General features: G+C 65.1%; 12 protein-coding genes. 5 read left to right on the forward strand and 7 right to left on the reverse strand.

All coding sequences use genetic code 11. The features are described 5' to 3' along the window. Nucleotides 1–279: 279 nt before the first annotated feature. The 3 genes from RT028_RS11520 to RT028_RS11530 all read right to left on the reverse strand — a co-directional run bounded on the left by RT028_RS11520 (nucleotide 280) and on the right by RT028_RS11530 (nucleotide 4,002). A complete protein-coding gene (locus RT028_RS11520; protein ID WP_312934983.1) occupies nucleotides 280–2,331 on the reverse strand; it encodes a putative bifunctional diguanylate cyclase/phosphodiesterase in 2,052 nt (683 codons plus the stop codon). Between the two features lie 271 nt (nucleotides 2,332–2,602). Further along, a complete protein-coding gene (locus RT028_RS11525; protein ID WP_312934984.1) occupies nucleotides 2,603–3,199 on the reverse strand; it encodes a Fe-Mn family superoxide dismutase in 597 nt (198 codons plus the stop codon). Nucleotides 3,200–3,402: 203 nt separating this feature from the next. Continuing rightward, nucleotides 3,403–4,002 (reverse strand): LysE/ArgO family amino acid transporter, encoded by a 600-nt coding sequence (locus RT028_RS11530; RefSeq protein ID WP_312934985.1) that lies wholly within the window; start codon nucleotides 4,000–4,002, stop codon nucleotides 3,403–3,405. 179 nt (nucleotides 4,003–4,181) lie between these two features. On the opposite strand from RT028_RS11530, the gene RT028_RS11535 reads away from it, so the two are divergent. From RT028_RS11535 to RT028_RS11545, 3 genes are all read left to right on the forward strand, one after another. Next, nucleotides 4,182–5,072 carry a LysR family transcriptional regulator ArgP gene (locus RT028_RS11535; protein WP_312934987.1) on the forward strand — a complete coding sequence of 297 codons (891 nt, stop codon included), beginning with the start codon at nucleotides 4,182–4,184 and terminating at the stop codon, nucleotides 5,070–5,072. A 49-nt stretch (nucleotides 5,073–5,121) separates the two neighbouring features. Beyond that, nucleotides 5,122–6,105: an NAD(P)-dependent oxidoreductase gene (locus RT028_RS11540; protein WP_312934988.1), complete on the forward strand. Its 984-nt coding sequence runs from the start codon at nucleotides 5,122–5,124 to the stop codon at nucleotides 6,103–6,105. 168 nt (nucleotides 6,106–6,273) lie between these two features. After that, complete coding sequence (locus RT028_RS11545; protein WP_312934989.1) at nucleotides 6,274–7,101, forward strand: ATPase; 828 nt, start codon at nucleotides 6,274–6,276, stop codon at nucleotides 7,099–7,101. A 137-nt stretch (nucleotides 7,102–7,238) separates the two neighbouring features. On the opposite strand, the gene RT028_RS11550 is transcribed toward RT028_RS11545, so the two are convergent. Continuing rightward, the gene (locus tag RT028_RS11550) at nucleotides 7,239–8,291 is read right to left on the reverse strand and encodes an alkene reductase (protein WP_312934991.1); all 1,053 of its coding nucleotides are present in this window, start codon (nucleotides 8,289–8,291) and stop codon (nucleotides 7,239–7,241) included. Between the two features lie 44 nt (nucleotides 8,292–8,335). Then, the gene (locus RT028_RS11555; RefSeq protein WP_312934993.1) at nucleotides 8,336–8,638 is read right to left on the reverse strand and encodes a helix-turn-helix transcriptional regulator; all 303 of its coding nucleotides are present in this window, start codon (nucleotides 8,636–8,638) and stop codon (nucleotides 8,336–8,338) included. 145 nt (nucleotides 8,639–8,783) lie between these two features. On the opposite strand from RT028_RS11555, the gene RT028_RS11560 reads away from it, so the two are divergent. Next, a complete protein-coding gene (locus tag RT028_RS11560) occupies nucleotides 8,784–9,389 on the forward strand; it encodes an ACP phosphodiesterase (protein ID WP_312934995.1) in 606 nt (201 codons plus the stop codon). Between the two features lie 141 nt (nucleotides 9,390–9,530). On the opposite strand, the gene RT028_RS11565 is transcribed toward RT028_RS11560, so the two are convergent. Together RT028_RS11565 and olsB are read right to left on the reverse strand one after the other, a co-directional pair. Beyond that, nucleotides 9,531–10,319, reverse strand: coding sequence for a lysophospholipid acyltransferase family protein (locus RT028_RS11565; RefSeq protein WP_312934996.1), 789 nt, complete (start codon nucleotides 10,317–10,319; stop codon nucleotides 9,531–9,533). Beyond that, nucleotides 10,319–11,074: an L-ornithine N(alpha)-acyltransferase gene (olsB, locus tag RT028_RS11570; protein WP_312934997.1), complete on the reverse strand. Its 756-nt coding sequence runs from the start codon at nucleotides 11,072–11,074 to the stop codon at nucleotides 10,319–10,321. Before olsB ends, RT028_RS11565 begins: the two co-directional genes overlap by 1 nt. Nucleotides 11,075–11,269: 195 nt before the next feature. Between olsB and RT028_RS11575 the strand changes: the two genes are divergently transcribed. Beyond that, on the forward strand, nucleotides 11,270–12,173 hold a 904-nt coding region (locus RT028_RS11575), incomplete at its 3' end, for a serine hydrolase (protein ID WP_312934999.1).

Below are 12,173 nucleotides of genomic sequence, written 5' to 3' on the forward strand. Positions count from 1 at the left end.
TGGCTGGCGCGGCAGCGGCGGCAGGCGCCTGGGCTTGCGGCGCGGCGGCCTTGTCGTCCTTGCTTTCACCGCAACCGGCCAGGGCAATGGCAATGGCCAACAGACTGGCGGAGGCCAGAGGCATACGAATCATTATTGGTTTTCCTGCGTCGTGGGTTGGACAGGTGTGCCAAGGGCACGCGAAAACGCAACATCATGCGAAAGATTTGCATTCTCTGTAAAGGGTTGGCATGTAATTGCCAGTAACGGTCGGCCGCAGTTGGGAGTTTCATCCAAAGCCTAGGGCAGCGACACCTGGCTGCGGCGCATCTGCCGCAAAAATGCCGTGAGCTCGCGGGCGGGCAGGGGTTTGCTGTAGTGGTAGCCCTGACCCTCGTGGCAGCCCTGGGCAATGATGTAGGTCTCCTGCTCGACGGTCTCCACCCCTTCGGCGATCACCTGCATGCCCAGGCTCTTGCCCAGCTGGATGATGGCGCGAACGATGGTGGCGTCGTCGTCATCGTCGAGCAGGTCCTGAACGAAACTCTTGTCGATCTTGATCTTGTCCAGCGGCAGTGACTTGAGGTAGCTGAGCGAGGAATAACCGGTGCCGAAATCGTCGATGGCGATCATCGCCCCGGAGCGGCGCAGGCTCAGCAGGTGCTGGGCGGCGGTGCTGATGTCTTCCATCAGGCCGGTCTCGGTCACCTCCAGTTCCAGGCTGCGCGGTGGCAGGCGATAGCGCTGCAGCAGGTTGTTCACCACCCGCGGCAACTCGCTGTGGTGCAACTGCACGGTGGACAGGTTGACCGCCATGCGCAGCTCGGCAAAGCCCAGGTCGTGCCATTCGCGCAATTGCCGGCAGGCCTGGTCGAGCACCCATTCACCGATGCTGATGATCGAGCCGTTCTGTTCGGCCAGGGGAATGAACTGGTCGGGCGGCACCAGCCCCAGTTCCGGGTGCTGCCAGCGCAACAGCGCCTCGACCCCGACTACCTGGTGGTCCTGGTAGCTGATCTGCGGCTGGTACACCAGAAACAGTTGCTGGCGCGGCAGGGCGTCACGCAGGTCTTTGTCCAGCTCGCGGCGCCGGCGCATTTCGCTGTCCACGCTGGCGATGTAGAACTGATAGCGGTTGCGTGAGCGCGCCTTGGCCAGGGTCATGGTCTGCTCGGCTTTTTGCAGCAGCTTCTCGGTGCTGTCGCCATCCTCCGGGAACAGGGTGATGCCCACCGTGGCGCGCAGGCGAATCTGCTGATGATCGAGGTCGAACGGCAACTCCAGGTCATCGAGGATCGACTGGGCCAGTTCGGCGGCCTCGTAAGGCTGCTCGATGTTGGCCTGGACCAGGGCGAACTGGTCACCGCCGAGCCTGGCCAAGGCGCCCAGGCGACCGCTGTGGGCGCGCAACCGATCGGCCAGGGCCAGCAGCAACTGGTCACCGACCTGGTAGCTGAACTGCTCGTTGATGCTCTTGAAGTCATCCAGGCCCACACACAACACCGCGACCCGGTGCTGCAGGCGGCTGCCGTCGACGAGGATCTTGTCCAACTGCTGCTGCAGTTGCTGGCGGTTGGGCAGGCCGGTGAGGAAGTCGTACTGGGCCATGCGCTGCAGGCTGTTTTCGGCTTCATGGCGCAGGTGGGTGTTGCGTTCGATGGAGGCCAGCAGCTGGTTGGCGGTGTCGACCCAGATGCCCAGTTCGTTCTTTTCATGGCCCTTGAGCGGCGGAATCTGGTGCTGGCTGGGGCGGTCAGGGTTGATCTGCGTGAGATGCTCGATGATCTTCGACAACGGCTTGGTCAGCAGCCAGTGGTAGACCAGGTACAGCACCAGGCCCATGGCCAGGGCGCGCAGTACGCCGGCGATGAAGATGATCACCGCATTGATCAGGAAGGCCTCGCCGTAGGCGGCCGTATCGAGGGTGATGTTGAGGTCGCCGTAGTACTCGCTGTAGGGGCCGCGGCCCACCAGTGATGTGCTGAAGGTGCGTTCCTGGCCGAGGATCAGGTCGGTCAGCCAGCGCATCGACATGTCCTGCAACGGACGGTTCTTCTCGGCCAGCAGGGTTTCATTGGGGTGGCCGATGGAGGCCATGCGCACGGACTTGTCCTGGAACAGCCCTTCCATGACCTGCATGCCCATTTCCCGGTCCAGGCTGTACACGGCCTGGGTGGAAGGGTCACGGAACATGTCGAGGATGCGTTGCGCGTCATCACTGACGGCCTGACGCGTCTTGTAGGCGTCGTAGACGATCTGTGCACAGCTGAGGACAACGCCGACGCCCAGCGCCGAGAGCAACACGACCCTGAGCAGCTTGATCGTCAAGCTATGCCGAAATTCCAGCTTCAATGGGGTTTCCTTAGTCCATGCGCCTGGCGGCATTCTGCCAGCAACCTGGGTATCGCACTATTGCCTGGATGCCATACCCGCTACGACCGTGTCGAACGCGAATCGTCTCGTACTGTATCGGTTCTGCATGCGCGCGACTTGAATCTGCTCCAACAGGTTTCAGACCTATCATGGTAGCGCTGTCTATTCAGTCGGCAAGGCAGACACCCCATCGAATGGATAAAAAAAACCCGGCATTGGCCGGGTTTTTCGCTCAAGGCAGGCTGAGTGATCAGGCCTTGAAGGTATTGCCTTCGAACTGCTGGGCCACGAAGTCCCAGTTGACCAGGTTCCAGAACGCCTCGACGTACTTCGGACGCACGTTGCGGTAGTCGATGTAGTAGGCGTGTTCCCAGACGTCGCAGGTCAGCAGCGGGGTGTCGCCGGAGGTCAGCGGGCAGCCTGCACCGATGGTGCTGGCCAGGGCCAGGGAACCGTCGGCTTTCTTGACCAGCCAGCCCCAGCCGGAGCCGAAGGTGCCAACGCTGGTCTTGGTGAATGCATCCTTGAACTCGGCGAAGGAGCCGAAGGCGGCATTGATGGCATCGGCCAGCGCACCGGTCGGTTCGCCACCGGCGTTGGGCGCCAGGCATTCCCAGTAGAAGGAGTGGTTCCAGATCTGTGCTGCGTTGTTGAACACACCGCCCGAGGAGGTCTTGATGATCTCTTCGAGGGACTTGTTCTCGTATTCGGTGCCCGGGATCAGGCCGTTCAGGTTCACGACATAGGTGTTGTGGTGTTTGTCGTGGTGAAACTCCAGGGTTTCCTTGGAGATGTGCGGCTGCAGGGCATCATGGGCGTAGGGCAGCGGCGGCAATTCAAAAGCCATGGTTGATTCTCCTCATTCGGGTCTGGTTTGCGGTGTACGCAAGGCCGATCACGGGCGGCCTTATCGCGTCGGCGGGTCTTTACCCTTTGCGACGCAAGCGGCCGATCATAGCACCGGCCCTTACGCATAACCACGCAACAAGTATAGGGATTAGAGGTTCCTCGGCGCTGGCTCAGGCACGACCAGTGGCTGTCAGTTGAAGATCAGTTGAAGATCAGTTGCGCCGCCACCGCGAACATCATCACCGCCACCATCAGATCCAGCAGCCGCCAGGTGGTCGGCCGCGCCAACCAGGGTGCCAGCCAGGCGGCGCCGAGTGCCAAGGTGGAAAACCACAGCAACGAGGCACTCGCTGCACCCGCCACATAAGCGCCAGGCATGCTTTGCTGCGCGCCCAGCGAGCCGATCAACAGCACCGTGTCGAGGTACACATGCGGGTTGAGCAAGGTGACCGCCAAGGCGCTGAGCAGCACCGCCCGCCGCGAGCGTGCGCCCTGGCCCTGCTGGCGCTCCAGGCTCTGTGAAGAACAGGCGCTGCGCAGTGCCTTGATGCCGTACCACAGCAGGAACACCGCCCCGCCCCAGCGCGCCACCGCCAGCAGGGTCGGGTTGCTCATCAGTACCGTGGCCAGGCCGAACACCCCGGCCGCGACCAGTAGCACATCGCAGACGATGCACAGCGCGGCCACCGGCAGGTGGTGCTCGCGGCGCAGGCTTTGCGCCAGGACGAACGCGTTTTGCGCACCAATGGCCATGATCAGGCCAAGGGCGACCAGAATGCCGTTCAGATAGCTTTGCCACATGGCGGGAGTCTCCGGGGAAGTAGCCGAGCGCTGCATGTTTTTCGATCAGTCAGGCCAGTGCGGCGTCAGGTTGATGCGCGATGCGCTGGGCTGTTCGGATGTGCAACAGGAGTGGCCAGTGTGGGGCTGCGCGGGGTATAAGAAAAACCAATAAAGCTGATCAGGCATTAGAGGAATCGATGTTCGACTACAAGCTGTTGTCGGCCCTCGCGGCGGTGATCGAGCAAGCCGGGTTCGAGCGCGCCGCGCAGGCGCTGGGGTTGTCGCAGTCGGCGGTGTCGCAGCGGATCAAGCTGCTCGAAGCGCGAGTGGGCCAGCCTGTGCTGGTTCGCGCCACGCCCCCCGAGCCCACCGAGGTGGGCCGGCAGTTGCTCAACCATGTGCAGCAGGTGCGCTTGCTCGAACGCGACGTGCAGCGCCAGGTGCCGGCGCTGGATGAACACGGGGTGCCCGAACGCTTGCGCATCGCCCTCAACGCCGACAGCCTGGCGACCTGGTGGGCCGATGCCGTGGGCGCGTTCAGTGCCGAGCAGCAGGTGCTCTTCGACCTGGTGGTGGAAGACCAGAACGTCGGCCTCAAACGCATGCGCGCCGGTGAAGTGGCGGCCTGCCTGTGCAGCAGTGAACGGCCCGTGGCCGGCGCGCGCAGCCTGGCGCTGGGCGCCATGCGCTACCTCGCGCTGGCCAGCCCCGGCTTCATGGCCCAGCACTTTGCCCACGGTTTCGATGCGGCGCGCCTGGCGCGCACCCCAGGCATCGTGTTTGGCCCGGACGACTACCTGCAGCACCGCTACCTGGCCTCGCTGGGCATCGACGGCGGCTTCATGCATCACCTGTGTCCATCGTCCGAAGGTTTCGTGCGCATGCTCGAAGCCGGCATGGGCTGGGGACTGGTGCCTGAGTTGCAGGCCAGTGGGCAACTGGCGCGTGGCGAGTTGGTGGAAATCTGCGTCGGTACGCCGGTCGATGTGCCGTTGTACTGGCATCATTGGCGCAATGGCGGGCAACTGCTGAGCCAACTGACCGACCACCTGCGGCGCACCGCGTCAGTGGGGTTGGTGCCGTTGTAGGCGCGGGCAGCGTCAGTTGCATCTGAAATCTGGCAAGGCGGAGTCTTACATGCGAATTCTGGTTACGGGCGCGAGCGGTTTCATCGGTGGACGCTTCGCCCGTTTTGCCTTGGAGCAAGGCCTCGATGTGCGGATCAACGGCCGCCGCGCCGAGGCCGTGGCGCACCTGGTCAAGCGTGGTGCGCAGTTCATTCCGGGCGATCTGAGTAACGCCGAGGTCGCCCGACGCCTGTGTCAGGGCGTCGACATCGTGGTGCACTGCGCCGGTGCGGCGGGCACCTGGGGGCGCTACCAGGATTTTCATCAGGGCACTGTGGTGCTCACCGAAAACATCGTCGAAGGCTGCCTCAAGGAACACGTGCGGCGCCTGATATACCTGTCGTCGCCGGCGCTCTATGGGGATGGCAAGGGCCTGCTGGAGGTCAGTGAGGCGCACGTGCCCAGGCGCTTTCACACACCCTGTGCCGCCACCCGGCACGTGGCCGAGCAGAAGGTCTTCGGCGCCGGGGAGTTCGGCCTGGAGGTCGTGGCGCTGCGCCCCAGTGCGGTGATCGGCGCGGGTGACACGCGGCTGTTTCCGGCCTGGATCGAGCAGCAGAACAAGGGCCGCCTGGCGATCATCGGCAATGGTCTGAACACGGTCGACTTCACCAGCATGAGCAACCTCAATGAGGCCCTGCTGGCGGCCCTGTTCGTCGACACCCCAGCACTGGGGCAGGCCTACAACATCAGCAATGGTCAACCGGTGCCGCTGTGGGATGCGATCAACTACGTGATGCGCCAGCTGCAACTGCCCCAGGCCACGCGCTATCGCTCAGCGCGTACCGCTCACGTGCTGGCCGCGCTGAATGAAGTGGCGTGCCTGGCCTGGCCCGGCCGGCCAACCCCACGTGCCACCCGCGCCGCGGTGAAATACGCCAGCCGCGACTTTACCCTCGACACCAGCCGTGCCCGTCAGCAGTTGGACTACCGGCCGAAGGTCAGCCTGTGGAGCGGCCTTGACGAGTTCTGTGCCTGGTGGCGCGGCGCCTGAGCCGAACGGGGGCTTTTGTACGGCGCGTTGCACGTCGGCGCAGGTAGGCGCAGGCCTCGACATTGCGCCGCTTCTATGGCGTGCGCGATGCGCCCGGCTGTGCAGCGTGTAGCGGGCATCTGGGCTTATACTCCCGCCTTCACGCTCTTACCGTGGTTGACCTTCCCCATGCGCAACAACGAACCCGACGATTTCGACAACGTGCCGAGCCTGCGCGCCGGCACCCGTGACGACGATGAGCTGCTGCCTGCCAACGTCGCCCGCAGCCGTCAAAAGGCGGCGCGCCCAGCCAGCACCGGGCCACTGTGGGCGCTGCTGGGCGCCGCGTGCATCGCCCTGGCCGGGTTGGGCTGGTGGAGCGTGCAGCAGATTTCCCTGCTCGAACAGCAACTGGTCGCGACCCAGGAGTCTTTCGCGCGCATCAGCGAGGACGCCGCCGGGCGCCTGCAGGCGATCAGCGGCAAGGTGGCGGCCAGCGAATCGAGCGTCAGTACCGGCAGCGAGGCGCTCAAAGCGCAGTTGCAGCAGTTGCAGGCCAACCTGGCCGAGCAGAGCAAGCAGCAGCAAGGCGTGGCCGGCCAGGCCGGCGACCTGGGCAAACGCCTGGAGCAGGTGCTTGCCGACACCCGCCAGCAGCAACAGGCGGTGACCGAACTGCAAGGCCAGCTGCAGGCCCAGCTCAAGGCGGTGAATGGCGAACTGGCCACGCTGAAATCCGGGCAACAGGACGGTGGCAAGCTCGAAGGGCAGGTCAAGAGCCTCAGCACCGAGGTGGCCGCGCTCAAGCAGCAAGGCAGTCAAAAGGCGGCGATCGAGAGCCTGGAGCAGGATGTGCTGGTGCTCAAGAGCCAGGCCGACAATCGTCCTGCCAGCCCGAGCGCCAGTGGCGCTTCGGTGCAGGAATTCGATGCCTTCCGCGGCCAGACCACACGCACCCTGAACACCTTGCAGAGCCAGGTGCAGAACCTGCAGCAGCAGATCAACGCGCGGCCTTGAACGGGGCGCGTTAATCGCTGTAAGGGTGAGCAGGGCTATGCAGATTAGGCTGCTGGCTCGGCGGCGCAGTCCATCGCGACCGACCGGCCGCTCCGACATCGCCGCGCAGGCCTGCTGGCCGCGCGGCGGGGCGGCTGTTACAGGCGCGGGTAGTCGATGTAGCCGACCGGCCCGTGGCTGTAGAAGGTGTCACCGTGCGCCTCGTTTAGCGGAGCATCGCTGGCCATGCGCTCGGGCAAGTCCGGGTTGGCGATGTACGGCACGCCGAAGGCCACCGCATCGGCCGTGCCGCTGGCCAGGATGGCATTGGCGCTGGCCTTGTCGAAGCTCTCGTTGACGATGTACGGGCCAGCGAACGCGGCTTTGAGTTGCGGGCCGAGGCTGTCGGCGGCCTGCTTCTCACGCGAGCAGATGAACGCCAGGCCTCGCTTGCCCAGCTCGCGAGCCACGTAAGTGAAGGTTTCGGCGCGGGTGTCATCGCCCATGTCATGCAGGTCGGCGCGCGGCGACAGGTGCATGCCGACGCGACCCGCCCCCCAGACCTCGACCACGGCGTCGGTCACTTCCAGCAGCAGCCGCGCGCGGTTTTCGATCGAGCCGCCGTAGGCGTCCGTGCGCTGGTTGGTGCTGCTCTGCAGGAACTGGTCGAGCAGGTAACCGTTGGCGCCATGAATCTCGACACCGTCAAAACCTGCGGCCTTGGCGTTCTCGGCGCCCACGCGGTAGGCCTCGACGACATCGGCGATTTCTTCGGTTTCCAGCGCGCGCGGAGTGGGGAAGTCGGCATACGGACGCACCAGGCTTACGTGCCCTGCAGGCTGGATGGCGCTCGGTGCGACCGGCAGCTCACCGTTCAGGTAGAGCGGGTGGGAAATGCGGCCAACGTGCCACAGCTGCAGGAAGATGCGCCCGCCCGCAGCGTGGATGGCGCTGGTGACGTTGGTCCAGCCACGCACCTGCTCATCGCTCCAGATACCGGGCGTCTGTGGGTAGCCGACGCCCATCGGCGTGACCGATGTGGCCTCGCTGAGGATCAGCCCGGCGCTGGCGCGCTGTACGTAGTACTCGGCCATCAGGGCATTGGGTACACGGCCGTCTTCATCGGCGCGGCAGCGGGTCAGCGGGGCCATGATGATGCGGTTTGGCAACTCGAGGTCGCCCAGGGTGATGGGGTCGAACAGGGTAGTCATGGGGTTACCTTAAGTGATGGCGTGAAATGCGGGAGGCGGGCCGCTCAGAGCTGCTCGCCCAAGGTGCTGAGAAAGGCTTGTATGGTCGCTTCGTTGCGTTTGAAGAAATGCCACTGGCCGATCTTCTGGCTGCTGACCAGGCCCGCGCGCTGCAGCGTTGCCAGGTGCGCCGACACGGTCGACTGCGACAACCCGCAGCGCTGGTCGATCTGCCCGGCGCACACACCGTGCTCAGTGCTGTGATACTGCTCGGGGAACTGCGTGGCAGGGTCTTTGAGCCAGGCAAGGATGTCGCGGCGTACGGGATGGGAGAGGGCCTTGATGATTTCGTCGAGGTCGAGGGGCACGGAATCGCTCGCTTCGCTGTGCTGAATATCGGGAATGGACGAAATATAAATCGTTGCATTCCGATATGGAAAGAACCAATCGCTCCAAGTTCAAACCAAATCGCTATATCGGGTTATAACGATACGCGTGCTAAGCTGACGCCCCATGAACTACCTCGCCCATCTCCACCTTGGTGGCAACGCGCCCGAGCAATTGCTCGGAAGTCTCTACGGGGACTTCGTCAAAGGCTCGCTCGACGGCCGCTTCCCGCCCGCACTGGAACAGGCCATCCGCCTGCATCGGCGCATCGACTCGTTCACTGACAGCCACCCACTGGTGCTCACCGCCCTTGGGCGTTTCCCCCGGGCGCGGCGGCGCTTTGCGGGCATCGCGCTGGACGTGTTCTTCGATCACTGCCTTGCCCGCCATTGGGCCGACTATGCCGACCAGCCGTTGACGGTGTTCACCGGCGAGGTGTATCGCGTGTTGTTGGCAGAGCCTGCGCTGCCGCCACGCCTGGCGCGCATGGCGCCGTTCATGGCGGCGGACGACTGGCTGGCCAGCTACGAGGATTTTGCGGTGCTGGAGCCGGTGTTCAACGGCATTGCCCGGCGCTTGTCCAAACCTGAAGGGCTGCTGGGAGTGAGCGCTGAGCTGCGCACCCTGTATGCGCCGCTGATGGCGGATTTCCGGGCGTTCTACCCGCACTTGCAGGCGTTTGCCGCGCAGGTTCAGGCCGAGGCGGATCAGGCGTGGTCTGATCCGCCTTGAAAGCCGGGGAGGCTTCAGGGCAAGCCGCTGAGGCATCCTCGGGCAGGCGTTGCAGGTGAGACATTCCCAGCCAGGCGCCCCGAGCAACCTTCACCCGGCCCGGTTCAATAATTGCCTACCTGCGTCGGGCGTCACGACCGCTCAGGCCGCATGCGCCTGGGGCACCGTTACCGCGATCCAGTCAGGGCTGCCGAACAAGGTCTGCTGCACGGCCTGCTGGGCCTGGAAGGCCAGCACCGCGCGCTCCATGCCGACACTGGCAATCGGTTCGAGCAAGTGAATGTGCACCTGGCCTTTGGGCAGGGCAAACAGCCGCAGCAGGTGCGACAGCAGGTCGTCGTCGCCCACGAATGGCGCCAGCGGATCTCGCTCGCCGTCACGCCAGTATTCGATGGCCACCGGCTGGATCGGCGTGCCGCTGTCGATGGCGCCGGCCAGTAAACGGCCATGGAAGGTGCGCAGGGCGTGGCCGTTGCTGGTCGTGCCCTCAGGGAAAATGAGCAGCGGCCGGTGCGCAGTCAGTTGCTCGCCGATCTGCGTGCGCAGCCGTTGCGCATCACCGGCGCCGCGGCGCAGAAACAGAGTACCGGCCTTCGCCGCCAGCCAGCCGGCCACCGGCCAGTGGCGCACTTCGGCCTTGGACAGGAACGACAGCGGCGTGAGCATTCCCAGCAACGGGATATCGGTCCACGACACATGGTTGCTCAGCCACAGCATCGGCCGTTGCGGCACGCTGCCGGTGATGTGCACCTCGAACGGCAGGGCAGCGACCAGGCGCTGCATGAAGGCGCGCGTCCAGCGTTGTCGGCGTGTTTCCGAAGGCTGCAGGCCCAGGCGCTCAGCGATTGCGAAGGTGCTGGCCATGCTCATGCCCAGGGCGACGACACCCAGCAGCCGCACGACCCGCGCCGCGCGGCGCAGGCGGGCCATCACACGGCCGCCTTGAAATGACGGGCGTAGCGCGGGCAGAGGTCATCACGCTTGAGCAGGATGAACACGTCGGCCACCTGGAAATCTTCGTCCCAGCACGGCTCGCCGCAGATTTTCGCGCCCAGCCGCATGTAGGCCTTGAGCAGCGGCGGCAGCTCGGCAATGACGTTGCTCGGCACGGCCAGGGTCGGCAGCGGATTCTTTGGCTCGGCGCGCAGGTGTTCGTTGCACAGGTAGCGCTCGCGCAGGCGCTGCATCACCGCGTGGGCCTGAATGCCGCCGTCTTCCATGGAAATGCTGGCGCAGCCCATCAGGTAGCGATAGCCGCCCTCGTTGAGCACTTCGGCCAGTTCACTCCAGAGCACGGCAATGGTGCCGCCGTTGCGATAGCCCGGGTCGACGCAGGTGCGCCCAAGCTCGAGAATCGGCCCCTGCAGCTGGCGCAAGCCATGCAGGCTGAATTCCTCTTCGCTGTAGAAACGTCCCAGGCTGCTGGCGGCCTGGTGATCGAGCAGGCGGGTGGTGGCGACCAGCTTGCCGCTGTTCAGGTCACGCACGCCGATGTGCTGGCAGTGCGGGTCGTAGGCGTCGGTGTCCAGGCCGTGCTCGGCGCCCTTGAGGGTGGCCTTGAAGGTCTGGCTGAAGACACGGAAGCGCAGCGCCTGGGCTTCTTCGAGGGCAGCTGCGCCGATCAGGCGCTCGGCCTGCAGTCGGCGTTCGTTGTTGTTGTGAACGGGGCGAGCGATCCGATTCATTACGCGTCTCCATGGCCAGCTCAAGAGCCGGTCGGGCGGCTGTGTGTGGTCAAGCTCAGGCTAGGCAGGGGGGGTGTCACGCCCGTGAAGCTTTGGTGATGCTTGCGTGACAGCCGGCACGGGCGTTGCGCGCTGCAAATTGTCATCAATGGCTGGCAGGCTGGGGCGCAGGATCGGTCGACACGAGCGCGGTGCATGAAGGCAATGGGAGGGTGGTGGCTGATGGTGTGCCTGGGCGTGTCGTCGGCCTGGGCCGAGCCCTGGCCGGTGCCGACCTGGCAACGCGACCCCGTGGCGCTGAACTGGCAGGCGGTCGATGACTATGCCTTCGCTGCAGCGGGCAGCGAGGCTGCAGCCTTGCGTACCGATGCGCTGTTGATCGTGCGCGACGGGCGCATTCTGTATGAGCGTTACCGGGCCCCGACCGGCCCCGATACCGCCCACCTCACCTGGTCGGTGAGCAAAAGCGTGCTGGCCACGCTGCTCGGAGTCGCCTACGCGCAGGGCCGCTTCGCGCTGGACGACCTTGCTGCTCGCCATTACCCCGCGCTGGCGCCTCACAGCACGCTGCGCATGGCCGACCTGCTGCACTGGGCCAGCGGTCTGGACTGGCAGGAAGACTACGAGTACGCGCCGCTCAATTCCTCGGTCATCGCCATGCTCTACACCCGCGGCCACGCCGATATGGCCGCCTATGCCGCCGCCCGCCCTGCGGCTCATCCGCCGGGCGAGCGCTTTCTCTATTCCAGCGGCGACAGCAACCTGCTGGCTGCGACCCTGCGCGGCATGCTCGCGCCGGGCGATTACCCGCGCTATGCCTGGCAGGCGCTGTTCACCCCGCTGGGCATCGACAGCGCCGTGTGGGAGCGCGACGCGGCCGGCACCCTGGTCGGCTCCTCGTACCTGTACCTGAGCGCCCGCGACCTGGCGCGCATCGGCTTGCTGATGCAGCGCGAGGGGCGCTGGCAGCAACGGCAACTGCTGCCGAGCGACTGGATCACCTTCAACCGCACGCCGTTCATCACCGCGCCACTGCCCGCCGGCGAAGCCAACCCCGGTGGCCACTGGTGGCTCAACCAGGCACTGCCCGGCGCCGTGC

The sequence above is a fragment of the Pseudomonas sp. genome, from assembly GCF_032058845.1.
Taxonomy (GTDB): domain Bacteria; phylum Pseudomonadota; class Gammaproteobacteria; order Pseudomonadales; family Pseudomonadaceae; genus Aquipseudomonas.

Excerpts from the sequence above, each read along its gene's own strand:
- RT028_RS11525 (WP_312934984.1), bottom strand. The coding sequence starts at position 3,199 with ATGGCTTTTGAATTGCCGCCGCTGCCCTACGCCCATGATGCCCTGCAG.
- RT028_RS11530 (WP_312934985.1), bottom strand. The coding sequence starts at position 4,002 with ATGTGGCAAAGCTATCTGAACGGCATTCTGGTCGCCCTTGGCCTGATC.
- RT028_RS11535 (WP_312934987.1), top strand. The coding sequence starts at position 4,182 with ATGTTCGACTACAAGCTGTTGTCGGCCCTCGCGGCGGTGATCGAGCAA.
- RT028_RS11540 (WP_312934988.1), top strand. The coding sequence starts at position 5,122 with ATGCGAATTCTGGTTACGGGCGCGAGCGGTTTCATCGGTGGACGCTTC.
- RT028_RS11545 (WP_312934989.1), top strand. The coding sequence starts at position 6,274 with ATGCGCAACAACGAACCCGACGATTTCGACAACGTGCCGAGCCTGCGC.
- RT028_RS11550 (WP_312934991.1), bottom strand. The coding sequence starts at position 8,291 with ATGACTACCCTGTTCGACCCCATCACCCTGGGCGACCTCGAGTTGCCA.
- RT028_RS11560 (WP_312934995.1), top strand. The coding sequence starts at position 8,784 with ATGAACTACCTCGCCCATCTCCACCTTGGTGGCAACGCGCCCGAGCAA.
- RT028_RS11565 (WP_312934996.1), bottom strand. The coding sequence starts at position 10,319 with ATGGCCCGCCTGCGCCGCGCGGCGCGGGTCGTGCGGCTGCTGGGTGTC.
- olsB (WP_312934997.1), bottom strand. The coding sequence starts at position 11,074 with ATGAATCGGATCGCTCGCCCCGTTCACAACAACAACGAACGCCGACTG.